We start from the raw sequence: 23,217 nt of genomic DNA on the forward strand, positions 1-23,217 counted from the left end.
TTTCGCTCAGCACGCCGATAGGCAGATCCGTCGCCAAAACCCGCCATTCAATTTTTTGATTGCTGGGGAATGTATGATCGCTTTTGCCTCATTCCCGCTTCTGTGCGTCGCACGTTTTAAGCGTGGCCACTTTGGCCATCAGAGAACGATCATGGAGATGCCCCAAACAGGATCCACCTCAACAAAGCGGCAGGTTTGGAACGCAGGACGAGCAGTTGGTGCGAAGCGTGCGCTGAAGCCAAAGTAAATGTGGGAGATTCGGTTTTATCTCAATCAACGGAAACGCTTGCGAGATCGCGCGTCGTTCGACCTAGCCATTGATAGCAAACTTCGCGGCTGTGACCTTGTGCGACTGAAGATCGGCGATGTAGTCAGCGGCGGGACCATTCGTACACGCGCGATGGTAATCCAGAAGAAGACCGGCCGCCCCGTCCAGTTCGAACTCTTGCCAGACGCTCGCAGCAGCTTGTTGGCGTGGCTTCAACGTCGCGGCGGCACGGTGGAGGATTTTGTTTTTCCAAGCCGGGTTGATCGCAACGGTCATCTCAGCACCCGACAGTATGCGCGGCTTGTCGATGAGTGGGTGACTGGAGTGGGGCTGATGCGCAGCGAGTATGGAACCCATTCGCTGCGGCGAACGAAGGCATCGATCATCTACCGGGCAACGGGCAATCTGCGGGCTGTCCAGATCCTTCTCGGCCATAGCAAGATCGAAAATACCGTTCGTTATCTCGGCATTGATGTGGAAGACGCGCTTGTGCTTGCTGAGAACACCGAGATTTAAGATCGTGGCTCCTCGCCAAAGGTGGGGAGTCCACCATCCGTTATTCGCCTCATGGCTCTGTCCGTAACCCACCGCCTATCCGAGAAGCGTGTTTCGAAAGTTGTGACTTTTGCTATCTTGACTCTTGTCGACCCACCGCCGTTCGCGCGACCATAGTCCAGAGGATGGCAGGGATCTGAACAATGAAGGGTGCATTGCCGCCAGTCACGCAGAGCCGTATCATTGGCCTGAGCGCGGGCTATCTTGGGTTGCAGATCACGTTCGGGATAGAGAGCGCCAGCCTCAGCCGCATTTATCAGGGCTTTGGGGCCGGCGTCGAAGATCTGGCACTACTGTGGCTCGCAGGGCCAGTATCAGGGCTGCTGGTTCAACCGGTGATCGGCCGCCTGAGTGACAGGAGCTGGACGCGGTTCGGGCGCCGTCGGCCATGGATGCTCGGTTCGGGAACCATCGCGACTGCTGCGCTCACAGGGATCGCGTTCGCGCCGAGCCTGGTCTGGGCAATCGCAATGATCTGGCTGCTCGAAATCTCGATGAACGCCCTTAATGCACCCTACCGAGCGCTGGTTGGCGACACTTTGCCCGAGCAGCAGCACGGCAGGGGCTTTGCCATGCAGACCGTCTTCATCGGTGTTGGTGCGTTCCTTGGTGCTCTGGTGCCAAAGGCCCTCAGCGTCGCTGGAATGCCCAATGTCGTTGCCGAAGGTGCCACGCCGGTCTCGGTGCGGCTGGCGTTCCTTGCGGCGGCGACATGCCTGGCGATCTCGGTCGCCGGCACGGTCCTCAAGGTGCGCGAATACTCGAAGGAAGACTACGCGCGCTTCGGCATCTGTTTGACGGATCAACAGGTGGACGAGCGCGAGACCGGACGGACTTCGGCAGACTGGCTAGCCAATCTTCTTGCCTATCGCCGGATCGCGGCCATGCAGTTTTTTGCCTGGGCTGCGCTCTATCTGCTGTGGGTCTACGCAACGCCGGTCGTAGCACAGGGCGCTTTCGCTGCCAGATCGGTAGAAGATCCGCGTTATGGCGACGGCGCGGACTGGGTCGGTGTCATGTTCGCGACATACAATGGCGTGGCGGGGCTCTTCGCCTTCATCTTGCCCCGCCTCTTCGAGAAGTTCGGCGTGTCTCGCGTCCATTCCACTAACCTTCTGGCCGGTTCCTTCGGCTTTGCAGGTGTAGCGCTGGCGGGAACCCCCCTGCTGCTGCTGGTCTGCGCTGGCCTGATCGGCATAGCCTATGCCTCGATGCTCAGCGCGCCCTTCGTCATGGCGAGCCGTATCGCCCGGCAGGGAGAGGCAGGCGGCGCGATCGGCCTGATGAACGTGTTCATTGTAGTGCCGCAGCTGGTGATGGGCCTTGGCATGCGCGCGGTGGTCCGGATGTTTCCAGCGGGCAACCCGTCAGGCACGTTGCTGATCGCCGGGGCTTTCTGCTGTCTCGCCGCCGTCATCGCGGCGACCGGGGCACGGCGATCTGCAATTTAGTTTGCAAACTGTGCAATATTTTGCGCAAATCTATCTCCGATGGCTGGGTCCAAGGAGAGTTGCATGGAAGATGGTGCCGGACGCAAGTTTACGCTGAAACACATTGCCGAGGAGCTCGGCCTCTCGACCGCCACGGTGTCGCGGGCGATTGCAGGGAACACTGCAATCAGTGAGGAGACACGCGAACTGGTGGTCCAGACGGCGGCACGGCTGGGCTACTCCGCACCCAAGCGGGGGCCGAAGGGCAAGTCCGGCAAGGGGAACCTGCCAGAACAGGTCTGCGTCGTCCTGCCTGTTGCCACCGGGCATGGCGGACAGCTCGGCAATCCGTTCGAGTTGTCGCTGCTCGGCGGCATCGGCGCTGCGCTAAGAGAAAGGCGTCGCGATTTCTCGATCAGTTGGCAAACTCCGCATGATGATCGGACTTTGAGCGAGTTCATCGACACCTCCCCTTATCGCGGGTTCATCTTCTTCGGGCAGTCGCAGTTTCATGATGCGCTCAATCGTTTCGGGGCGGCCAATCGTCCGATCGTGGTTTGGGGCGTGGAAACCGAAGGGCAGCGCTACTGTTCGGTGGGCACCGACAACTTTGATGGTGGCTTCCGCGCGACGCGCCACCTTATCCGGACCGGTCGGAAGCGTATTGCGTTCTTCGGATCCATGCCGCCGATCGCCGAGGCGCGGACGGCACTGTCTCAGATCGCCCAGAGGCTCGAGGGCTACAAGGCTGCCTTGACCGCCGAGGGCATTCCTTTTGATCCTGCAATCGTCCAGACTCCGTTCTCGAGCCGTTATGAGGGTGCTGATGCCGTCGACAATCTCGTCGAGCGCGGGGTAGCTTTCGACTCGATCGTTGCTGCCTCGGACATTGTTGCGCTCGGAGCTTTGCAGGCGCTCAAGCGGCACGGCCTGCGTGTCCCCGAAGATGTCGCCCTGATCGGCTATGATGATATCGACGTTGCCTCGTTCTCCAGCCCGCAGTTGAGCACCGTGCGGCAGGACGTGATCAAGGCTGGCAACATGCTGGTGTCCAAAGTGCTGCGCATGATGGACGGCCACCGCGCCGTATCCGAGCGATTGCCAACAGAGCTGATCATTCGTGGATCCTGTGGCGCGTGACTGCAATCCTTCGCGCCAGGAATCGAAAAAGTTATGCAACTTCCAACCATACGGCTCTGGGCGATTGCAGTTAAACCAAGCTAAATCAGTTCATTATCATCCATGGAGCGGTTGGATGGACTGCAACTCTGGATATTATTGCACAAATTCATTGCAATCGATTGTTGTTTTGCGGGAAAAGAGCGTCGGCCAGACGGCCACCAATGAGTCGTCTGCAAGCACCTTTTCAAGGGGGATGTCATGAAGGTTTCGACGCGTATCGCCGCGCTCTCCACTGTCGCACTCGTTGCGATGGCCGCACCAGCCCACGCCCAGACTGCACAGCCTGCGGCCACGGAAGATGCTACTGCGGCTGACGACAACCTCGGCCTTGCCGAGATCATCGTCACCGGCGCCAGTTCGGGCCGCAAGAAGATGGAAACGTCTTACGCGATTACCACGCTGTCGTCGGCCGATCTGCAGCAGCGTGCGCCGGTCAGCATTTCGGAAGTCTACGCCACGGCGCCGGGCATCTTTGCTGAATCCTCTGGCGGCGAAATCGGCAACAACGTCTATTCACGCGGGCTTCCCAACGACAACTTCCGCTACGTGCCCGTTCTGGAAGATGGCCTTCCCGTGTGGGAGGAAGGCGCCGGTGCCTTCACCAATGCCGACATCTTCTACCGCGTCGACCAGACCATCCAGAGCGCCCAGATCGTGCGCGGCGGTTCGGCATCGATCACAGCTTCGAATGCCCCTGGCGGCGTTCTCAACGTCATCACCAAGAAGGGCACGGCCGACCTGCAGGGCCTCGTGAAGCTGGAATGGGGCGACTACGATCACTATCGCGGTGACTTCAGCCTGACCGGTCCTATTAACGACAAGCTGCGCTTCAACGTCGGCGGGTTCTATCGCTCGAACAACGGCATGCGCGATCCGGGCTTCACCGGAAACCGCGGCGGCCAGTTCCGTGCAGGCCTTACCTATCTGCTCGACGATGGCGAGATCTACGTCGGCTATCGCAAGCTCAACGATCGCAACATCTTCTACACGGGCATTCCGCTCGCCAGCAAGAGCAAGGGCCTGCCCGGTCTCGATGCGGGCGATGGCACGGTCGTATCCCCGGCATTCCGCAACATCACCGTGCCGGATCTCTACGGCACCGGCAGCACCTCGATCGACCTCGGCAATGGTGTCCACACCAACACCGATACGTTCACCGTTACTTTCGACAACAAGTTCAACGACTGGCTGAGCGTCAGCGCCAAGGGCCGCTACACCGGCGGCGTGGTCGACTTCAACGCGCTGTTCAGCGACCAGGTGGCTGGCGCGCAGGCGTTCCTGGACAACTCGCTGGGACGTCTGCAGGCAGCAAATCCTGCAACGGTGCGTGCCGGCTATTTCAACGCCAATACCGGTGCGGCGATTCCCACGGCCAGCATCGCCAATGGCCTCACGCTGGTTCAGAACATCTTCTCGACCTATGTCGATGTCGACAATCTGGTGGGCGATCTCAGCTTCACAGCCAAGACCGGCAGCAACACGCTGACCGTCGGCTACTATCACAGCCAGTTCACGCAGCGGCAGCAGTGGAACTGGAACAACGTGCTGACCGAGGCTGCCAACCAGCCCCGATCGATCGATGTCTTCGGTCTTGATGCTGCCGGCAACAAGACCATCGCCCTGACCCGCAACGGCATCGTCGGCTTGCACAGCAACCTGCAGGACTTCCGCGACGACGTGACGATCAACGCGCTGTACCTTGCGGACTCGTTCGAAGTCAGCCCGGCCCTGCGCCTGGACTTCGGCGCACGCTACCACCACGTCAGCAAGAAGGGCACGATTGCCCAGAGCAAGACCGTCAACCTTGGTGATCCAAACACCGTGCTCGACGATGCGGTCACCGTGCTGAGCGGCGCGATCACGCCCTACAAGTTCAAGACCGGAGAATGGGCGTTCTCGGCAGGTCTGAACTACACGTTCAACCCCGACCTTGCCGCCTTTGCCCGCTACAGCCGCAGCTTCCGCGTCACGCCTGAATTCTCGCAGTGGTTCAATTGCTGTAATCCGGTGGAAGACCGCATCGATCTGGTCGAGGCAGGCCTCAAGTACTCCTCGCGCCCAGTCTCGGCCTTCGTGACCGTGTTCTACAACAACTTCCCGAACATCTCGTTCAACAACATCGTCGCAGGCGCTCCGCAGACCGCGCAGGCGGCCGCTCGCTCCTACGGTGTCGAACTGGAACTCGCGCTCCGTCCGGTCGAGATGTTCGAGGTCAACTTCTCGGGCAACCTGCAGTCGATCAAGTACACTGGTTTCAGCGGCACCGATGGCAATGGTCCGTTCGACTTCAGCGGCAACCGCATCGTGCGCCAGCCGGCCATGACCTTCTCGATCCGCCCCGTCCTCCACCTGCTCGACGGCAAGGTCGATATCTACAGCAACGTCATGCACACTGGTAAGCGCTTTGCCGATGTGTCGAACCGCATCGATCTGCCGGCATTCACCGAAGTCAGCCTTGGCGGACGGTGGAACATTGCCGACAACCTTTCGGCCGAAGTCATTGTCACGAACCTGTTCGATACGGTGGGTCTTACCGAAGGCAACCCGCGTGCAGGTGTGATCACCGGCGTGAACGAGACTGCGTTTCAGGGCCGTCCGATCTTCGGCCGCCGGGTCCGCGCAGGCGTAACCTTCCAGTTCTGACGACGATGGTTCTCCTGACCGCCATCCGTCAATTCACCTCCCACCTTGCCGTGGCAGCTCTTGCTGCCACGGCTTTCTTTTTATCTCCTGCAGCGCGGGCGCAGGAGTGGCTGGAGGTCCGCTCACCCGATGGGCGGCTGGAGGTGGACTTCGCCGTCGACAAGGGAGAGGCCGTCTATCGCGCGAGCTTCAAGGGCAAGCCGATCATTGATCGCTCCTTGCTGGGTTTCCGCTTCAAGGACCGCGAGCCGCTGGTTTCAGGCCTGGTGCTCGCCGACACCAGGCGAACGTCGACAAATGCGTCATGGCAACAGCCTTGGGGCGAACGCCGGGTCATCAAGGACGAGAGCAACGGCTTCCTCGCGACCGTCACGGCATCTGACGGACGCAAGCTGCGCATCGAATTCCGTGTCTTCGACGACGGGTTCGGCTTCCGCTACGTCCTCCCCGGCGAAACGTCGGAGCGTTTTGTCATCAGCGATGAGGTCACCCAGTTCGCGTTCGCGCAAAATTACCGCGCGTGGTGGATTCCGGCCTATCGCGAGAAATACTCCGAGTACGAGTATTCGCGCTCGGCATTGTCCGCCCTGCCGGCGGTTCAGACGCCCCTTACGGTTGAGGGCCAAGGCGTCGCCATGGCGGTTCATGAAGCCGCGCTGGTCGATTATGCCTCGATGAACTTGCGGCTGGTTGCGGACAACACAAAGACCCTGAAGGCCGATCTGTCGCCATGGTCCAACGGTGATCTGGTGCGCGCCCATGGCGGCCTCGTAACGCCGTGGCGGACCGTTCTTGTGGCTGACAATGCCGCAAAGCTTGCCGACTCAACCCTGATTCTCAATCTCAACGAGCCTAACCGTCTGGGCGATGCATCATGGGCCAAGCCGATGAAGTACATCGGCATCTTCTGGGGCATGCACATCGGCAAGTACACCTGGGAGCCGGGCTCGGACCATGGCGCAACCACCGCTCGCGCGCTGCGATACATTGACTGGGCAGCCACGCATGGCATCCCCGGCGTGCTGTTCGAAGGCTGGAACAAGGGCTGGGAAGCGCCGCAATGGTGGCTGAACGGGCACTCCCGCTTCATCCAGAACGAAGCGGCTGCGGATTTCGACATGCATGCGGTCTCCGCTCACGCCAAGGCCCGAGGGGTGGACATCGTCGGCCATCACGAGACCGGGGCCCAGGTGCAGGACTACCTGCGCCAACTCGAACCCGCGCTCGATTACTACGACCGCTACGGGATCAAGGCGATCAAGCTGGGCTATGTCGGCACGCGTCATGACATGACCGAATGGCCCGACGGACAGTATGCGGTAGAGAACTTCCAGAAGGTCGTCGAAGCTGCGGCGAGGCACCACATCGCGCTCTTCCCGCACGAACCGGTCAAGGACACAGGCCTGCGCCGGACCTGGCCCAACCTGATGAGCCGCGAAGGCGCGCGCGGGCAGGAATACAATGGCGGCAGCCCGGACTCCGGAAATGCGCCGGACCATCTTGCCATCGTCCCGTTCACGCGAATGCTGTCAGGGCCATTCGATTACACCCCCGGCGTCTTCAACTTCGATTACCGGGACAAGCGCCCGGGCAATCGCGTCCCCTCGACGCTCGCGCAGCAGCTTGCGCTCTTCGTCGTGATCTACTCCCCTGTGCAAATGGCCGTGGATCTGCCCGAGAACTACGAGGGCAACCCTGCTTTCCAGTTCATCCGAGAGGTGCCCACGGACTGGGAGCAAAGCCGGACACTGGCAGGGCAGATCGGCGAGTATGTGGTCACAGCGAGGCAAGCACGATCCGGAAAGGACTGGTTCCTTGGTGCCCTGACCAACGACACTGCCCGGAACTTGTCCATCCCACTGGACTTCCTTGAGCCAGGCAAGCGCTACGAAGCGCAGATCTATGCCGACGGGCCGGGAGCGGACTGGCGGACTGCGCCCGAGCGCATCGTTATCCAGCGCAAGATCGTTACCTCCAGAACTGTTCTCACTCTCGCTCTGGCGTCGGGCGGCGGGCAGGCCATCCGCTTCCGCGCACTGTGACAGCACGCATGGGTGAAGCAAGCTGCCACCTCCAACCGCAAGGCGTCAGGACTATCGCCGATATTGCGCGGTTGGCTGGTGTCACCCCTTCTACCGTCTCAAGATCGCTTGCCGGCAAGCCTGGTGTAAGGGCTGAAACAAGGCGCCGGATCGACGAGATCGCCAGAACGCATGACTTTTCGATCAACCCCCATGCGAGCAACTTGCGCAGCGGAAGAACGTCGGGGCACCCAACTCGAGTCAAATCGTTGTCTGCAGGCGGTCCTGAAATCGACGTGTTCCTTGCACAACTCGCGGAAGCCATCGTTGATCTGGCAATCCGAAACGGCGTTGGCGTCGAACTGACCATCGATGACAGCGGATTCAACAGTGAACAGGTGCCTCAGAAACTGTGGCTGACGTTTGCGTCGGCCCGTCCCGAAAAGGCTGGCCGTTCTGAAGCGAAATACTGCGTCAAAGTGTCGAAAATCGCTGATGACCTGAAAGATGGAGCGCAGCTAGGGAGTTGAATGTGCTTAATACTTCGATGCGGCTCGAGGAAGTAGCGATTTTTGTCACTGCAATGCGCGCGACGGCGCAGAATATTGCTAACTTCTTTTAGCGTCTCGCCACCTGCTAAGCCTAGTTGGAGCGATCGACCGATTAGCACCAAAGCCGACATAGTCGGCACCGCGCCTGACTGGCAAGTTTTGGTCGACAGCCACCGTTGGCGCCGCCTCGTTTAAACGGCCGCTAACTCGGTTTCGCGGTCCGTAAGCTGCCCTTCCGGATCGTCCGCAAACCCGGACATGGGCAGGAGTGCTCTCGCGGTCCACCGGATGGCAAGTTTCGGCGGAGCTGTCAGTCTAAAGCGAAACGTTCTCTGCTGACAAAGTTGCCCCAGAGGCAGACAGACTTCAGGATGCGAGCGACTGCCACTCGGCAAGAGCTGCCAAGCGCCGCTGCTTGAAGGTCTCTCTGTCGACGAGGTGGCGTTCCTGGGAGAAGTGGTTGTGGAGGGAAGCGTGGACCGAGGCGAATTTTTGTAGCGCCTTCATCTGCCTGAAGCGCAGCATGGCACGCTCTCGTCGTCGGAAAGGCAGGTGGCTGTTCTCCACCCGGTTGTTCGCCCACCTGCCGATCTCCTGCTTGTCCTCGCATCGGAGCTCGGTCATCGCGGCGCGGTACGAGCGTAGACCATCGGTGGTGATCCGTTCGGGAGATCCGTGGCGCTTTAAGGCCTTGCGCATGAAGGTGAGGGCGGCTGCTTTGTCCCGTGTGCGGGTCACGTAGCTTTCAAGCACCTCGCCTTCCTGGTCCACTGCACGCCAGAGATAGACCATCTCCCCGTTCAACTTCACGTACATCTCGTCGAGGTGCCAGCGCCAGTGCCTGAAGCCGCGCATGCGGTTCACCCGCTGCCGGCGGATGTCGGCTGCGAACATTGGTCCGAAACGGTTCCACCACAGCCGTACCGTCTCATGGCAGACATCAATCCCCCGCTCGAATAAGAGATCCTCGACGTTGCGCAGCGACAACGGGAAGCGGACATATAGCATGACAGCGAGCCGGATGATCTCCGGCGAGGAATTGAAGTAGCGGAACGTGCTCGCAGGTTTGCGCGGTCTTGGCATCAGGCGAAGCTAGCGGACGGAGCATCTTAATCCAACCGGTGCGTTAGCTTTGACAGGGCCCATCTCGCCGTTGATCTTCACGTAGACCTCGTCGAGGTGCCACTTCCAATGCCGGAAACTGCGCATGCGGCTCACGCGCTGGCGCCGGATGTCGGCCGCGAACATCGGCCCGAACCTGTTCCACCATAGCCGCACCGTTTCGTGACAAATGTCTATGCCGCGCTCGAACAGCAAATCCTCCGCGTTTCGCAGGCTTAGCGGAAAGCGAACATACAGCATCACCATCAGGCGAATGACCTCAGGCGAGGAGTGGAAATAGCGGAATGGATTTTCTGGTTTGCGAGGGCGGCCCATAAATGGTTCCTGCAACCCGCCCTCATCCATCGCTAGTGGTGCATTCCTTTTGACAGTGCCCCGACGCTAGCGGTCCGAGCGTCCCTCTCCAACCGGTGCGTCTGACTTGACGACAACCACTCAACGCATAGCCGGGTCGGTTATGGCTTCCCTGTCCACCTCGGAATAGGGGTTTTGTGTCTGGTTGGTTGCTGGTCGGCATGGCGCAGATCAGTCGCCAGACGTCATGAGGGGTTACAATGAAGATATTGTTTCTGGCTGTCGGCCTGCTGGCCGCCACGCCCGCATTTGCCGAGGGTATCGAAGGCGAAGGCCACGCCCAGATCAACGCTGGTGTCGAACGCGCAGAGGGCGAGAGCGAAGGCCTTGTAGGCTTTGCAGCGGGCTACGACTTCGACCTTGGCAAGACCCTGTTCGTCGGCGCCGAGATCGGCATCGACAAGGTGCTCGCCGAGGACACCAAGGTCACGTTCGCAACGGTTGTCCGCGCGGGCGCAAAGCTCAGCGAGGCCGACAAGCTCTATGGCCTGGGCGGCGTCTCGACCGGCGGTAACGAGGAAACCCAGGCGGTCTACGGCGCAGGTCTGGAACACAGCTTCGGCAAATTCCTAGCCGACATCGAGTACCGCCACCTCGACAAGACCAGCGCCGAGCAGTTCGCGGTCGGCGTCGGCATCCTGTTCTGACGACCGGCAATCGGCAAGGGAGTAGCAGGATGCGCATCTGCGTTTCGGTCAGCTCGAAACTGCTCGTCATGCTCTGCACGAGCGGCATCACAGCGGCCTTCGCGATCGGCAGCATCAGCTACTTCAGTGCCGAGAGCGCCTTGCGCGGGGCGATTACCGACCAACTGGTCTCGATCCGCGAAACGAAGAAGGCTGATGTTGCCCGTTACTTCGACAGCGAAGCCCGTATGTTCGCGGTCTATGCGCGCAGCGCCCAACTGCCGGAAGCTGCTGCGATGTTGCGCGCTGCGTTCGCAGCCGAAGCGCGCGATGGCGATGGAATTGCTCAGGAACAGCTCGAAGCCTACTATCGCGAGAAATTCCTGCCGAAGGTCCCGGACCACGCGGGAAGTGCGATTTTGGCAGACTACTGGCCAAGGACCACATCGGCCGTCCGGCTGCAGGCCGCGTACATCGCATCGAATCCGAACAGCGACAGCAAGCGTTATCAACTCGGCCTGAATGGCGAACAGGTTGCAAGCGTCAAAGCCTACTCGGCCGCGCACAACCGCTTTCATCCCGGAATGGTGAAGGCCATGGAAGCGATGAAGCTGTACGACTTGTTCCTGGTCGATGTAGCCAGCGGCGATGTGCTTTACTCCGCTCAGAAGGAAGCGGATTTCGCCACCAATCTCGAGACCGGCCCTTATCGTGACAGCGGCCTCGCGCGCGCTTTCAGGCTGGCCAGGGATGGTCGCGTAGATGCGACCGGAACGGCACTTGTGGATTTCGACAAGTATCGCGCCTCTTTCGACATCCCCTCCTCGTTCATTGCCGCACCGGTCCAGATGGACGGGCGCACTGTCGCCGTGGTGATCGGCCAGCTTTCGATCGACGACCTCAACGCTGCGCTGACGTCGTCAGGTAGATGGACTTCGGAAGGCCTTGGCAAGACGGGGGAAGTCTACCTTGTTGGACAGGACGGCACCGCTCGGTCGGACAGCCGTTTCCTTGTCGAGGACAAGGCGGGCTATCTCAAGACGCTGGCCGGCCTTGAGGTCTCCAAACCGACCATCGAAGCGATCCGTACATCTGGGCATTCGATCCTGAACCAGACCTTCGCCACCTTGGCCGTCAAGCGTGCGCTTGATGGAGAAACCGGCAGCGACAGCATCCGCGATTATCGCGGCGAGCCCGTGCTTTCGGCTTATGCACCTTTCGATGTGGGCGGCATGCGCTGGGCAATCATCGCCGAAAAGGACGTGGCCGAAGCGCTCGAACCAGTCAGCACCCTGCGCGAGCGGGTGTTTCTTGCCACGGGCCTGATGGCGATCCTGATCACGCTCTTCTCGATGTTCGGATCGCGCTTCTTCCTCGGCCCGATCGCGCGCCTTCAGGCCGGTGTACAGCGCCTGCGCAGTGGTGAGACCCACTTCCAGATTCCAATCATCGGCACCGACGAGTTCGAGGAACTCGGCAAGGCATTCAACGAGATGCTGGACGAGTTGGATGAGCGAAATCAGGTTATCGCCTCGAAGACTGCCCAGTACGAGAAGCTTCTGCGCAATATTCTCCCTGATGCGGTGGCCGACCGGGTCAGTGGCGGGGAGACGATGGTCGCGGATACTTTCCAGAACGTCAGCATCATCTATGCAACCATCCACGGCCTCAATTCGATCATCAAACAGACCTCGGCGGCAGAGTCGATCGGCCTGTTGAACGAACTGGTCGATGCCATCGACGAAGCTGCGGAACGGCATGGCGTCGAGAAGATCAAGACCATCGGCGATGCCTATCTCGCCGCCTGCGGCCTATCCACGCCGCGACTTGACCACCGCCAGCGGGCCCGCGCCTTCGCCGAGGAAATGCTTGTCATCCTCGCCCGCTTCAATCAGGCCAAGGGCTATTCACTCCAATTACAGGTCGGTCTCGCGTTCGGCGAGGTAGATGCCGGCATCGTGGGGCGCAGGCGCTTCGTCTATGAACTGCTCGGCGAATGCGTTGCAGAAGCCCGGCGCCTTGCCCTGATTGACGGACGTCCGGGCATCAACTTCAGCGAGGCGATGGCCGCCGAACTGGCCGAGACTGCTGCTATCGAAAGCACGGCGATCGAGGCTTCGGCCCGTGTCTGAAAGCGTCATGGCCACGCTTGGCTGGACCTTGGCCGTCACGATCGGTTACCCGGCACTGGTGATCATGTTGCTGGAATTGCGGCGCAGTCTGCTGCCGCGCTTCCGCAAGGCGGCGGCCATCTGCACGCTGATCCAGTTGACGATCCTGCCGACAGCGGCCTTGTTCGTGCTCGCAACGCGCATTTCCGGCATGCATCCGGATGACCTGCTGCCGCGCGTGTTGCAGAGCTTGCTTGTGGTTGCCGGGATCAATGCCGGCCTTGCCGCTATCAACGCTGCGGTTCACTCCGGAATGCTTGCAGCTGATTGGGCGCGCCGCATACCCGCCCTGATCCTCGATCTGCTGCGTCTGATCATCGTGCTGCTCGCGGCCGCCTTCGTCGCATCAAGCATCTGGGGCGTCGATCTTGGCAACATGCTGGCTGCACTGGGCGTCGGGTCGGTCGTGCTCGGCCTTGCATTGCAGGATACCGTGTCCGGTCTGTTTGCCGGCATATCGCTGATTTCGGGCCGTCATTTCAAGGAAGGCGACTGGATCGAAAGCGACGGGGTAGCCGGGCGCATCGTGCAGATGGACTGGCGCTCGGTCACTGTCGAAACGCTCGACGACGAGCACCTTGTCGTGTTCCCCAATTCCGAACTCGCCAAAGCGCAGTTCATGGTGATCAACACCGATGTCAGGCCCTTTGGCCAGAGCGTGCGCGTGAAGTTCGCCTATTCGGTTCCCCCTGCCCGCGCCAGCGCCGCGATCGAACGCGCCCTGAATGCAGTCAGCCTGATCCTCAGGGAACCGGGGCCGGGCATCGACATTGTCGGGCTTGGTGATGACGGGATCGAGTTTGAAGTCACCTTCCACGCCGCCACTCGCTTCGATGGCGACGAGGGCCTCACCCATTTCTTCCGGAAGCTCTGGTACGTCTGCCAACGCGAAGGACTTGATTTCGCCGGTGCGGTCAATCGCCGGTATCGGTTTGCGCCACACGTGGTACCGCGCGATGAGATCGCCGAAGCCATGGCGGGCACCGGAATATTCCCTCGCAACGCCAACGGATTCGATGCTCTGGTAGATGCGGCCAGGATCCAGATCTACGACGAGGACGAGGTGCTGCTGGCTGCGAGCGAGCCGTTCGCGCGATTGTTCGTCGTGCTGGAAGGGCTGCTTTCCGCACAAGTCGACGGGCCCGAGGGACGCGAGGCGGTTCAGACGGTGAGCGACGGCGATTTCTTCGTAAATCGCGCATACCTTACCACATCACCTTCCGGCCTCTATCTTGTCGCAACCGAGGAAACGACGGTCCTGGTGGTGGATACGATCGATGTGCTGCAGTTTCTGAACGCCAACCCCGCTCTTGCGCGCAAATTCGAGGAAGCCATAGACCTTACCGAACGCGCCTTGCGCAGCTTGGACGCCGCATTCTGAAGCCTATAGCCTCTGGGCTAGTCCGACATAGAACAGCATGCCCGGGACATCCCCGGAAATGCCGAACCCGGCACCCAGGTCGAGTTGGGTATTACCGCCTGCCTGCCAGGCCAGTGACGCCGTTGCTGTCGAGTTGGCCGACGTCCCCTCGGGGTCCCGGTCCTCGAACAGACTGACATCGATACCCGCACTGAGACTGGACGAGACCGGGTGGGAGAGACCTGCCGCGCCTCCAAACGACACGTGATGGCCATGTCCGCTCGCATTCGCCGCCAGATCGAATTCCGGAGTCAATCCGATCTGCCAATTCTGGCCCAGATCGAGTGCAACCGGGACGCGCAGGCCACCGTTCCACTCTCCTGCGGTCGCGTTGCCAGTACCCGTGGCCAAGGTTACGAAGCCCTGTACCGCAACCGGGCCATTCGCACCGGACAGGCCATGGGCAAAACCGATCGTCATGTCGCCTGCATCGGTCTGCCCGTGGCCGGTATCCCTGGCGATGTCGCGATAGGAACTGTGCAGCATGCCAGCCCAGCCTAACTGCACTTCGGTCTGCGATCCGACACCGAAGCGCAGCATCGAAGCCCCAAGCGCAAGATCGGTCACACGGTCGGAGCCGCCAGTCGCGGTGCGGTCCCAGCTGGCAAGACCAATCTCGATCATTGCCTCGTTAACGCCAAGCACGCAGGGCGGCGTGGTCTGGCCTGGACGGTCCACGCAGAAGGTGGATGCCTGATCACCCGGGGTGTCCGCACGAGCAACCGCAGGCAGCGAGCATGCTAACAGTATGGCGATATGTGTCACCGAAGGGTTGTATGCGGACATAAACTCATCATCCTTCGGCGCATTCTGCGGGTTCCAACGATGGAGCGCATGTATTCAGATGGCACCGTCAAAGCAAACGCGCCGATTGGAGTTGGATGCACCGCTTGCTGGATTTCGCTGATGCCGAGACCGGGAGCTGTCATCTGTGGATGGCCCATGCGCTGCAAGAGGGATTCTGGTTTGACGATTTGATCTGACAGGGTGCGGCCATCTGTCTGGCCTGTTTGTGCGGCATGAATGGACCGCTTGCCCTGATGGTGTCCGCTGGCTGGATCCCAATCAGTCTAACGAGCTTGAAGCTCCGACAACGCCACGGGTGGAGCTGTCAGTCTAGAGCGTTTTCCGATCATTCTGGATCATATCCACACGAGCTGAAGTAGTTGGCGCATTCGTCGGGCTTGAAGATGTCGACGAGCATTCCGATCAGATCCCACAGGCCTGAGACGGTTCGTTCACCCGCTTTGCGCAGCATAGCCTTGAGGCGGGAGAACGCCTTTTCGATGGGGTTGAAGTCTGGGCTGTAGGGTGGAAGGAAGCGCAGGGATGCGCCTGCGGCTTCGATCCGCTCACGCACTGTTGCCCGCTTGTGGCTCGACAGATTATCCATGATCACGACATCGCCGGGCCGAAGTTCGGGTATGAGTACCTGCGTCACGTAGGCTTCGAACCAGTCGCCGTTGATCGGGCCGTCGAGCACCATCGGCGCGACCATACCGGTCATCCGCAGCCCGGCGACCAACGTAGTCGTCTTGCGGTGACCGTGGGGGAAGCCCATCCGCAGGCGCTCGCCCTTGGCGCACCGCCCATGACTGCGGGTCATGTTGGTCGCGGTCCAGGTCTCATCGATGAACACGAGGCGCCCGGGCTCCAGATCGAGTTGATCGTCGAACCAAACCCGGCGCTGTCTCAAGATGTCGGGACGGTCTTGCTCGATCGCATGCCCGGTCTTTTTTTGCGTGTGATGCCGCGTCGATCAAAGAACCGCCACAAGGTGCCGATCCCGATATGCACGCCTTGGACGGCAAGACCCGACTGGATTTCAACCAGCTTGATGTCGCCGTTCTCAGCCAGCATCGCCATAATCTGGTCCGCAAGAATGTCAGTTTTCGACGAGCGTTGATCGCCACCGGGCTTGCCTGCAATGGCGCGGCCATGTTCACGGGCCAGCTGCCGCCAGCGGATCGCCGTGGCGACGCCAACCCCAAAGCGAGCCGCAGCCGCCCGGCAACTCATGCCCTCGTCTGTCGCCGCAACGACACGGTCCCGCAAATCCTGAGATAAAGCTCTGGCCATCCATGCTGGCCTCCTGCCCAGCCAGCAGGATGAATCAGAATTTCAACGCCAACGGAATCCCTCGCGATTCAGGCGCTGTGGAAAACGCTCTAAGGATTACCCCAATATTCCAATGGGAGCTGTCAGTCTAAAGCGAAACGTTCTCTGCCGACAAAGTGGTGTCAGAGGCGGCCAGACTTCAGGATGCGAGCGACTGCCACTCGGCAAGAGCTGCCGAGCGCCGCTGCTTGAAGGTTTGTCGGTCTACGAGGTGGCGTTCCTGGGAGAAGTGGTTGTGGAGCGAGGCGTGGACCGAGGCGAATTTCTGTAGCGCCTTCATCTGCCTGAAGCGGAGCATAGCACGCTCTCGTCGTCGGAAAGGCAGGTGGCTGTTCTCCACCCGGTTGTTCGCCCACCTGCCGATCTCCTGCTTGTCCTCGCATCGGAGCTCGGTCATCGCGGCGCGGTACGAGCGTAGACCATCGGTGGTGATCCGTTCGGGAGATCCGTGGCGCTTTAAGGCCTTGCGCATGAAGGTGAGGGCGGCTGCTTTGTCCCGTGTGCGGGTAACGTAGCTTTCAAGTATTTCGCCTTCCTGGTCCACTGCACGCCAGAGATAGACCATCTCCCCGTTCAACTTCACGTACATCTCGTCGAGGTGCCAGCGCCAGTGCCTGAAGCCGCGCATGCGGTTCACCCGCTGCCGGCGGATGTCGGCTGCGAACATTGGTCCGAAACGGTTCCACCACAGCAGATCCGTCTCATGGCAGATGTCGATCCCCCGCTCGAATAAGAGATCCTCGACGTTGCGCAGCGACAACGGGAAGCGGACATATAGCATGACAGCGAGCCGGATGATCTCCGGCGAGGAATTGAAGTAGCGGAACGGGCTCGCAGGTTTGCGCGGTCTTGGCATCAGGCGAAGCTAGCGGACGGAGCATCTTACTCCAACCGGTGCGTTAGCTTTGACAGGGCCCCTACCCCCGCTACATTGGCGGCGAGCGAGATTGCCCACCCGAAGATTGCGGTGGCATTCCCGGCTTTTACGAGATGTTGGAAGCCAGAGCTGATCCATCACATCCGGACCATGCCGAGATCAGCGAGTGGCTGGACGAATACGACCCCGACGAGCTTGACGTCTTTCCTATCGAGGTGGCGCTTGGCCGGATTGCTGCACGCCGCAATGCGGCGGCCAAGCGCATCCTGAGAGCGGCTGTCCCAGCCGGACTTGCTTGATATCAAGATCTCCGGCTATGCTAAGTAACGATTTTGGGGGCAGTCGGCTAAACTTTTCTTAACCACGGACACTGCTTAGTCGGCTTTCTTTGGTCTATTTTCTGAAATGAAGTATGGAGTGCAATGGGGTGGCAGCGTTTGACTTAACGAAAAATGCCTTCGCACTATTGGATGTGACGCCACGAGCAAATCGGGCACAACTCGAAGATGCCTACCAAGATGCGCTTCTGGAGGCAGATAATCATAAAGCTGAAGCTGTTCTCAATCGTGCCCAGCAGTCACTCATATCCCCCCGTGACCGTCTCGAAAGCGAGTTGGGGTACTTCATTGATACGAAGCCTTCGACAGCCAAGACCATCCTTTCGTCCCTGAGAAACGGAGCTAGCGACCTTCCTTTCGGCGAAGTCGCTGGCTTGGACCTCATTAACCTTTCTGCGCACCTGTGCGGCATTGGCAACCCGAGCGAGCGGTTCAAACACGCGGATCAGCTGGTCGCAGGCTATGAAGCATTGGATTTCGACGAAGTTTCGCAATCTCTGAATGCCTTGCGCTCAGTCTCTGGTTTCGGCCCGGTCGAGCCCGCGCAGGTGAAAACTGCGCTGAATCGTCTCAGGTTGGTTCATGCCCGCGCCGCTTTGGATGCCATCCTCGCAAACGATGACGGCGTAGACCATCTCGCCACTTGGGCCGACGAACTGTCCTGCGCTGGCCCGAGTGGACGTGCTTTCCTGGAGGCATTGCTTCAGGAGTATGAGTCTCGGATCGCTCCCGAACTTGGGCACGCCGCTTCCAAGGTGCGGGATAGTCTGGCTGCCGTTGATGCCGATCCTGAAGACCGGCGCCTCATCACGGCTTTGGCGACCGATCTTCGTGAATGGGACAGGCTGGCACAGCCCCTTCAGAATGCGGACCGCGCACGAGGGATCGATGAGCATCATTCCCGAGAACTGTTCGGAGAGATCCGGGACGTCTGCCTCTCATTCGCCAATGAGCGAGGGCTATATTCGCAAGCCTTGGCCATCAGCGAACTTGCCGCCGAAGTCTTCTCGGAGCTCCCTGATGCGGCAGGGAAGCTCGAGGAGGATATCGAGACGCTTTCTGACTTGTCCTCCCAGAAGGCCAAAGCAGAATTACTCGCGCCACTCGGCAAGGCCGTATCGGATGCCGACGGTCGCCATTCCGAGACCTGCGCGGGCCTCAGAAAGTCTGGCTTCAGCGCTGAGGCGCCAACGCCGGTTCGGGAAATGCATGGTGCATTTGCTTCCCTGATCCGCATGTCGAGCGATATCGAACTCAACGGCATGGGCGCCCGCCTGGTTCGTAATCTCGGCATTGATCTGTGCAACGAGTCCAACGACAACCATGCGGCACTGGCGATCGTGAAGGGGCTGCTGAAGCACCGCTCCTCATTGCCGGTTGATGTGATCAAGGCGCTGGAAGGCGACCTAAAGACGTTGCAGCGCAATATCGATTTCAACGCGATGACCGAGGCGATGAAACTCGGCCAGTTGGACGAGGCCGATCGACTTGCCGAAGGCATGCTTGATGGCGCTGACACAGAAACCCGCGGGATCCTGCTCGGTGTCCGTTCGGCGATCGTCGAGCGCAAGAAGGCCCGGAAGCGGAAGTTCGTAGGATGGAGCGTTTTTGCCGCCATTGCCCTCGCGATCATTGTAGCCAACGATAACTCGAATTCCGGATCGAGCTACGACACATCAGCCAGTACGGCCTATGACTATCCTAGCGACGCGATCGAAGTTACGGACCCGACCAATGTTGCGGGCACCGCAGCTGACGCTGCTGCAGCTGCCGCCGCTGCGGCATCTGACGCAGCCGCTGCCGCATCCGAAGCTGCAGCCGCAGCGCCCTACGCGGATGATGCAGGCAGCTCTCAGATCGAAACCCCGCCCGCGCCTTATCAGAGCTATCGAACGGTCTCTGTCTCTGAGCTGCGTTATTGCAAGCGGCAAAAGGCACGGCTTGAAGCAGTGCAGAACGAGCCGATGTCCAACCCACAGATCGATCGCTTCAACTCCGCCATTGAAGACTATAACTCGCGGTGCGGGAGCTTCCGTTACCGCGAGTCTGATATGGACACCGTCAACAGGGAAATGGCGAACGATCAGACGAATATTCGCGCTGAGGCGCAAGACATTATCGGGAGCGAGTAATGAGTGCAGATGCGGAGACAATCCTCGGGGCTCTGGCCGTCGATTACTGGAAGCTTCTGCGATCCTTTGAACGCCTCGCATCCGAAGCGCCGGCAGAGAAATCTGCACGTCTGCAAGCTCAGGCGCGCTTTTCGGCAGGACGCCTCTCGACCCATCTGGAAGCTTACGGGCTTCAGCTTGCGACTTTTGAAGGGCAGGCGATCGCCGCGGAGATGCCGATCGTTGCCATCAATGCCGATGAGTTCGAGGGACAAGCCGGGGTTATCGTGGAAAGCACTATTGAGCCCGCGGTTGTTGCCGGGTCACGGATTGTTTCAGTAGGTCGCGTCGTAGCGGCTGCAGGGGGCGTATAATGTACATTGGGATTGATCTTGGGACTTCGAACTCGGCTATCGTCGGTCGCGACAGTGAGGGTCTCCGCCTGTTCAAGACTGATGATGGGCGGGATGTCCTGCCAAGCATGATCTACTTCGATAGACGCGGTCACATGCTGGTAGGTAGCCGGGCCCATGCACAGGCGGAGCTTGCTCCGGGAAACGTTGCCCAAGGCTTCAAGCGCCTTATGGGCACTTCAAGCCATCTCGATCTGGCCGCCGCCGGCAAGAGCATTACGCCCGAGGAAGCGAGCGCCGAGATCGTCAAGACGCTGCTGCGACAAGTTGAGGCCGAACTTGGCAAGGTCGAGGTAACCGGCGCAATCATCACGATTCCGGCAGCCTTCAACCAGATGCAGTCCGAGGCTACGATCAAGGCGGCCCATATGGCCGGCCTCGAGCAAGTCGGATTGCTCCAGGAGCCGATCGCAGCAGCCATGGCAGCCCTCGAAGGTGCGACGAGGCGGGACGGCCGGTTCCTGGTCTACGACCTTGGAGGCGGCACCTTCGACGTTGCCCTGGTTGAGGCGACGTCCGGCTCTGTCACAGTCATAGCTCACGAAGGCATCAACATGCTGGGCGGTCGTGACTTCGACCGGGTTATCGTGGATTCCGTTATCCGGCCGTGGCTCGATGCCCATTTTACGCTACCCGCAAATGTCATGGCTCTGCCGGCATATAAGCGCCTCTTTGCGGTGGCACGGCTCAAAGCCGAGCAGGCAAAGGTTGAGCTTTCCACCAAGCAGGAAACAGTAATTTTCCTCAGCGACGAGGACGTTCGCGCGGAGGACAGCGACGGAGAGCCGATTTATGTCGAGTGCCCGCTGGACCGGAAGACCCTGGAGGGACTGATTACCGACCGGATCGATGACAGCATCGATCTGTGCCGAAAGATCCTAAAGGACAACAGCCTCAGTCATGAAGACATCGACCGGATTGTTTTCATTGGCGGACCTTCGAAGATGCCAATCGTGCGCGAACATGTGAGCACCTCCCTCGGCATTCCTGCCGATTTGAAATGCGATCCGATGACCGCAGTTGCGCGAGGCGCTGCGATCTTTGCCGAGAGCCGTGAATGGGACGAGGCCAAGGGCCGCCGTAAGAGTGCACGCGGGTCCAAGGCCGTGAAGGGTGAGATCGATCTTCGTCTCGATTTTACCGCGCGCGCGTCCGATCAGCGGGCAAGGCTGAAACTGCGCGCGAACCTGCCCGGCGGCGGCTGCAAAGTGAGGGTCACCGGGCCGGAAGGATATGATTCGGGGTTCGCGCCTTTCGACGGCGACGAAACGCTGTCTCTGCCTCTCGCCGTCATGGGCGAAAACGCATTCTCGATTGAAGTTGTCGGTGAGGATGGGCGCAGGCTTTGCGACGTACAGCACATCGTCATTGTTCGCACTGAAGCGACCGCCACGGCCATTCCGGCAACCCAGACCGTATCGGTAAAAGTCGCCAAAGGCCCGGCCGCCGAACGACGGAATGTTCTGGTTCCGCTCATCACCAAGGGCACTCCGCTTCCTGCTCAGGGCACGGAAAACTTCCGCCTCCGCGAGACTTTGATCGGTGGAGAAGAAGGCAGGTTTGACGTTGAGATTTACAATCAGGCTGAGGGCGTCGAGGATCCCGTGCTAAACTTGCCGATCGGCGTGTTCCGCATTGCAGCCGAGGAAGTGCTTGATCCCGGGCAACGCTTGCAGGCGGGCTCGCCGATCAACATCCATTGGCAGATGGATGACAACGGCCTGATTGCCTGCGAAGTCGAGATCCCGGACCTCGGGCTTAGCATTCAGCAAAAGAACTTCTATGTCCCCGAAGTTGGCCACCGCAACTTTGACGGCGAGGAAGGAGCTGAACTCGCGCGGGCGCAGCTAGATAGCGCCCGGCAAGCCCTCACCGAGACCCAGGAGGCCCTGCGCCAAAAGAACGCCCCTGAAATCTCCACGCTGACGCGGCGTCTTACCCGGATGGAAGAACTCCTCGAGAACTCTGCCGACGCAGAGGCTCGCCGCGCAGCAACCGAGGAGGCGCTGCACATCCAGCAGGAACTGGCCCGGTTACGCGACGCTCCGGACAATCGCCACGCTGTCATGCTCAGGGACCTTGCGGCCTTCGAAGACGCTGTATCCGAACTTGTCGAAAAGCTCGATCGCGGCACTGTGGAGCGCCTGAATCAGCTCGGGCATAGCGCCCGCGAGGCTATTGGTCGCGAGGACTGGGCCAAGGCCCGCCAGATCATCGATCAGATGTACGCGACGTTCTACAATGCGCTTTACGCGCAGCCGGAGTTCATTCTGGGGATGTTCGCGGATCTTGCCGGGGAACGCTACGCCGCGCTCGACAAGGCCTTGCACGACAGCATTGTGCAGCGGGGTATGGCCTGTGCTGAGGACGGCGATATCGATGGTGTGCGGGCGGCAGTCCGCGACATGCTCAATAACCGCATGCCCAACCAAGTCGGGGCCAAGAAGGTTGCCGTTCTGTCGGGGCTGATTGCCTGATCAACCGGGAGGTGAGCCATGACAGCGCAAACGCCTGAGCGGTTGATTTTTGAGGGTCGCGAACACTCAATGTGCTCGGAGCCACTGGGCGATTTCTTTGGTTTAGGTGGAAGGCGGCCCGAATTCCGTTCGCCGCACACCGCTTGCTGGAGAGGGTATGTCGGCACTTGGGAGGTCATCGACGAACGACTTTACCTCACGGAGCTGAAGGGCTGGCTGAAGAGCGGAGAAGAAGCGACGCTTGAAACGGTGTTCCCGGGATATGGCGAGCGAGTTTTTGCCCATTGGTTCACCGATACGGTTAGGCTCCCTCAGGGAAAACAGCTCAAGTACGTCCATATGGGCTATGGCAGCACTTATGAGCGGGACCTTCTCTTGCGCTTTAGCAGGGGCGAATTGATCGAGCGCTCGGTCCGGGAGAACGGAACGGGAGAACCGGAGGCGCCAGAAGGCTATGGCATCGCCGCTCTGACAACACTTGGCAATCGCTCGGGTGAGAGCTGACACGATGCCCTACTGGCAATGGTATCCTGTAATTGG

17 protein-coding genes and 2 pseudogenes are annotated in these 23,217 nt (G+C 60.1%); 14 read left to right on the forward strand and 5 right to left on the reverse strand.

Annotation, left to right across the window (positions count from 1 at the left end; genetic code table 11):
* Positions 1-151: 151 nt before the first annotated feature.
* The 6 genes and pseudogenes from ACZ1JW_RS09480 (at position 152) to ACZ1JW_RS09505 (ending at position 8,629) form a co-directional block, all read left to right on the forward strand.
* Positions 152-784 (forward strand): annotated as a pseudogene (locus ACZ1JW_RS09480) (tyrosine-type recombinase/integrase).
* 182 nt (positions 785-966) lie between these two features.
* The gene (locus tag ACZ1JW_RS09485; protein ID WP_465140380.1) at positions 967-2,274 is read left to right on the forward strand and encodes an MFS transporter; all 1,308 of its coding nucleotides are present in this window, start codon (positions 967-969) and stop codon (positions 2,272-2,274) included.
* 63 nt (positions 2,275-2,337) lie between these two features.
* Positions 2,338-3,393: a LacI family DNA-binding transcriptional regulator gene (locus ACZ1JW_RS09490; RefSeq protein WP_465123797.1), complete on the forward strand. Its 1,056-nt coding sequence runs from the start codon at positions 2,338-2,340 to the stop codon at positions 3,391-3,393.
* A 240-nt stretch (positions 3,394-3,633) separates the two neighbouring features.
* Complete coding sequence (locus ACZ1JW_RS09495) at positions 3,634-6,078, forward strand: TonB-dependent siderophore receptor (protein ID WP_465140381.1); 2,445 nt, start codon at positions 3,634-3,636, stop codon at positions 6,076-6,078.
* Between the two features lie 5 nt (positions 6,079-6,083).
* Complete coding sequence (locus ACZ1JW_RS09500) at positions 6,084-8,120, forward strand: glycoside hydrolase family 97 protein (RefSeq protein WP_465140382.1); 2,037 nt, start codon at positions 6,084-6,086, stop codon at positions 8,118-8,120.
* A gap of 8 nt (positions 8,121-8,128) precedes the next feature.
* A complete protein-coding gene (locus tag ACZ1JW_RS09505; RefSeq protein WP_465140383.1) occupies positions 8,129-8,629 on the forward strand; it encodes a LacI family DNA-binding transcriptional regulator in 501 nt (166 codons plus the stop codon).
* A 387-nt stretch (positions 8,630-9,016) separates the two neighbouring features.
* On the opposite strand, the gene ACZ1JW_RS09510 is transcribed toward ACZ1JW_RS09505, so the two are convergent.
* Together ACZ1JW_RS09510 and ACZ1JW_RS09515 are read right to left on the reverse strand one after the other, a co-directional pair.
* Entirely contained in the window at positions 9,017-9,733 is a 717-nt protein-coding gene (locus ACZ1JW_RS09510) for an IS6 family transposase (protein WP_465140384.1), read from the reverse strand.
* A 63-nt stretch (positions 9,734-9,796) separates the two neighbouring features.
* Positions 9,797-10,087, reverse strand: a pseudogene (locus ACZ1JW_RS09515) (IS6 family transposase); the annotation flags it as partial.
* Positions 10,088-10,326: 239 nt separating this feature from the next.
* Between ACZ1JW_RS09515 and ACZ1JW_RS09520 the strand changes: the two are divergent.
* Genes ACZ1JW_RS09520 through ACZ1JW_RS09530 form a run of 3 tightly spaced genes read left to right on the forward strand, consistent with a single transcriptional unit; the run spans position 10,327 to position 14,304 of the window.
* Positions 10,327-10,773: an outer membrane protein gene (locus ACZ1JW_RS09520; protein WP_465140385.1), complete on the forward strand. Its 447-nt coding sequence runs from the start codon at positions 10,327-10,329 to the stop codon at positions 10,771-10,773.
* Positions 10,774-10,802: 29 nt separating this feature from the next.
* A complete protein-coding gene (locus tag ACZ1JW_RS09525; protein ID WP_465140386.1) occupies positions 10,803-12,884 on the forward strand; it encodes an adenylate/guanylate cyclase domain-containing protein in 2,082 nt (693 codons plus the stop codon).
* Positions 12,877-14,304, forward strand: a complete 1,428-nt coding sequence (locus tag ACZ1JW_RS09530) for a mechanosensitive ion channel domain-containing protein (RefSeq protein ID WP_465140387.1) — start codon at positions 12,877-12,879, stop codon at positions 14,302-14,304. Before ACZ1JW_RS09525 ends, ACZ1JW_RS09530 begins: the two co-directional genes overlap by 8 nt.
* Before the next feature lie 3 nt (positions 14,305-14,307).
* On the opposite strand, the gene ACZ1JW_RS09535 is transcribed toward ACZ1JW_RS09530, so the two are convergent.
* The 3 genes from ACZ1JW_RS09535 to ACZ1JW_RS09545 form a co-directional block, all read right to left on the reverse strand.
* The gene (locus ACZ1JW_RS09535) at positions 14,308-15,021 is read right to left on the reverse strand and encodes a transporter (RefSeq protein ID WP_465140388.1); all 714 of its coding nucleotides are present in this window, start codon (positions 15,019-15,021) and stop codon (positions 14,308-14,310) included.
* 454 nt (positions 15,022-15,475) lie between these two features.
* Positions 15,476-16,422, reverse strand: a protein-coding gene (locus tag ACZ1JW_RS09540; RefSeq protein ID WP_465140389.1) for an IS630 family transposase whose coding sequence is annotated in 2 segments (ribosomal slippage) — positions 15,476-16,086 and positions 16,086-16,422 — 948 coding nt in all. Because the reading frame shifts where the segments join, the coding sequence is not laid out codon by codon here.
* A 178-nt stretch (positions 16,423-16,600) separates the two neighbouring features.
* A complete protein-coding gene (locus tag ACZ1JW_RS09545; protein WP_465140390.1) occupies positions 16,601-17,317 on the reverse strand; it encodes an IS6 family transposase in 717 nt (238 codons plus the stop codon).
* Positions 17,318-17,433: 116 nt separating this feature from the next.
* Between ACZ1JW_RS09545 and ACZ1JW_RS09550 the strand changes: the two genes are divergently transcribed.
* From ACZ1JW_RS09550 to ACZ1JW_RS09570, 5 genes are all read left to right on the forward strand, one after another.
* Positions 17,434-17,637 carry an IS1096 element passenger TnpR family protein gene (locus tag ACZ1JW_RS09550; protein ID WP_465142756.1) on the forward strand — a complete coding sequence of 68 codons (204 nt, stop codon included), beginning with the start codon at positions 17,434-17,436 and terminating at the stop codon, positions 17,635-17,637.
* Positions 17,638-17,765: 128 nt separating this feature from the next.
* Positions 17,766-19,808 carry a hypothetical protein gene (locus ACZ1JW_RS09555; protein ID WP_465140391.1) on the forward strand — a complete coding sequence of 681 codons (2,043 nt, stop codon included), beginning with the start codon at positions 17,766-17,768 and terminating at the stop codon, positions 19,806-19,808.
* Positions 19,808-20,161 (forward strand): hypothetical protein, encoded by a 354-nt coding sequence (locus ACZ1JW_RS09560; protein WP_465140392.1) that lies wholly within the window; start codon positions 19,808-19,810, stop codon positions 20,159-20,161. The genes ACZ1JW_RS09555 and ACZ1JW_RS09560 overlap by 1 nt, the downstream gene beginning before the upstream one ends.
* Complete coding sequence (locus ACZ1JW_RS09565; protein ID WP_465140393.1) at positions 20,161-22,677, forward strand: Hsp70 family protein; 2,517 nt, start codon at positions 20,161-20,163, stop codon at positions 22,675-22,677. Before ACZ1JW_RS09560 ends, ACZ1JW_RS09565 begins: the two co-directional genes overlap by 1 nt.
* Positions 22,678-22,695: 18 nt before the next feature.
* Positions 22,696-23,181 (forward strand): hypothetical protein, encoded by a 486-nt coding sequence (locus tag ACZ1JW_RS09570; protein WP_465140394.1) that lies wholly within the window; start codon positions 22,696-22,698, stop codon positions 23,179-23,181.
* Positions 23,182-23,217: the final 36 nt, after the last annotated feature.

The organism is Novosphingobium sp. BL-A-28-Hi1-0D (assembly GCF_055521755.1).

What these genes read in the sequence shown, in the direction of transcription:
- ACZ1JW_RS09485 (WP_465140380.1), top strand. Translation starts at nt 967, where the DNA reads ATGAAGGGTGCATTGCCGCCAGTCACGCAGAGCCGTATCATTGGCCTG.
- ACZ1JW_RS09490 (WP_465123797.1), top strand. Translation starts at nt 2,338, where the DNA reads ATGGAAGATGGTGCCGGACGCAAGTTTACGCTGAAACACATTGCCGAG.
- ACZ1JW_RS09495 (WP_465140381.1), top strand. Translation starts at nt 3,634, where the DNA reads ATGAAGGTTTCGACGCGTATCGCCGCGCTCTCCACTGTCGCACTCGTT.
- ACZ1JW_RS09500 (WP_465140382.1), top strand. Translation starts at nt 6,084, where the DNA reads ATGGTTCTCCTGACCGCCATCCGTCAATTCACCTCCCACCTTGCCGTG.
- ACZ1JW_RS09505 (WP_465140383.1), top strand. Translation starts at nt 8,129, where the DNA reads ATGGGTGAAGCAAGCTGCCACCTCCAACCGCAAGGCGTCAGGACTATC.
- ACZ1JW_RS09510 (WP_465140384.1), bottom strand. Translation starts at nt 9,733, where the DNA reads ATGCCAAGACCGCGCAAACCTGCGAGCACGTTCCGCTACTTCAATTCC.
- ACZ1JW_RS09520 (WP_465140385.1), top strand. Translation starts at nt 10,327, where the DNA reads ATGAAGATATTGTTTCTGGCTGTCGGCCTGCTGGCCGCCACGCCCGCA.
- ACZ1JW_RS09525 (WP_465140386.1), top strand. Translation starts at nt 10,803, where the DNA reads ATGCGCATCTGCGTTTCGGTCAGCTCGAAACTGCTCGTCATGCTCTGC.
- ACZ1JW_RS09545 (WP_465140390.1), bottom strand. Translation starts at nt 17,317, where the DNA reads ATGCCAAGACCGCGCAAACCTGCGAGCCCGTTCCGCTACTTCAATTCC.
- ACZ1JW_RS09560 (WP_465140392.1), top strand. Translation starts at nt 19,808, where the DNA reads ATGAGTGCAGATGCGGAGACAATCCTCGGGGCTCTGGCCGTCGATTAC.
- ACZ1JW_RS09565 (WP_465140393.1), top strand. Translation starts at nt 20,161, where the DNA reads ATGTACATTGGGATTGATCTTGGGACTTCGAACTCGGCTATCGTCGGT.
- ACZ1JW_RS09570 (WP_465140394.1), top strand. Translation starts at nt 22,696, where the DNA reads ATGACAGCGCAAACGCCTGAGCGGTTGATTTTTGAGGGTCGCGAACAC.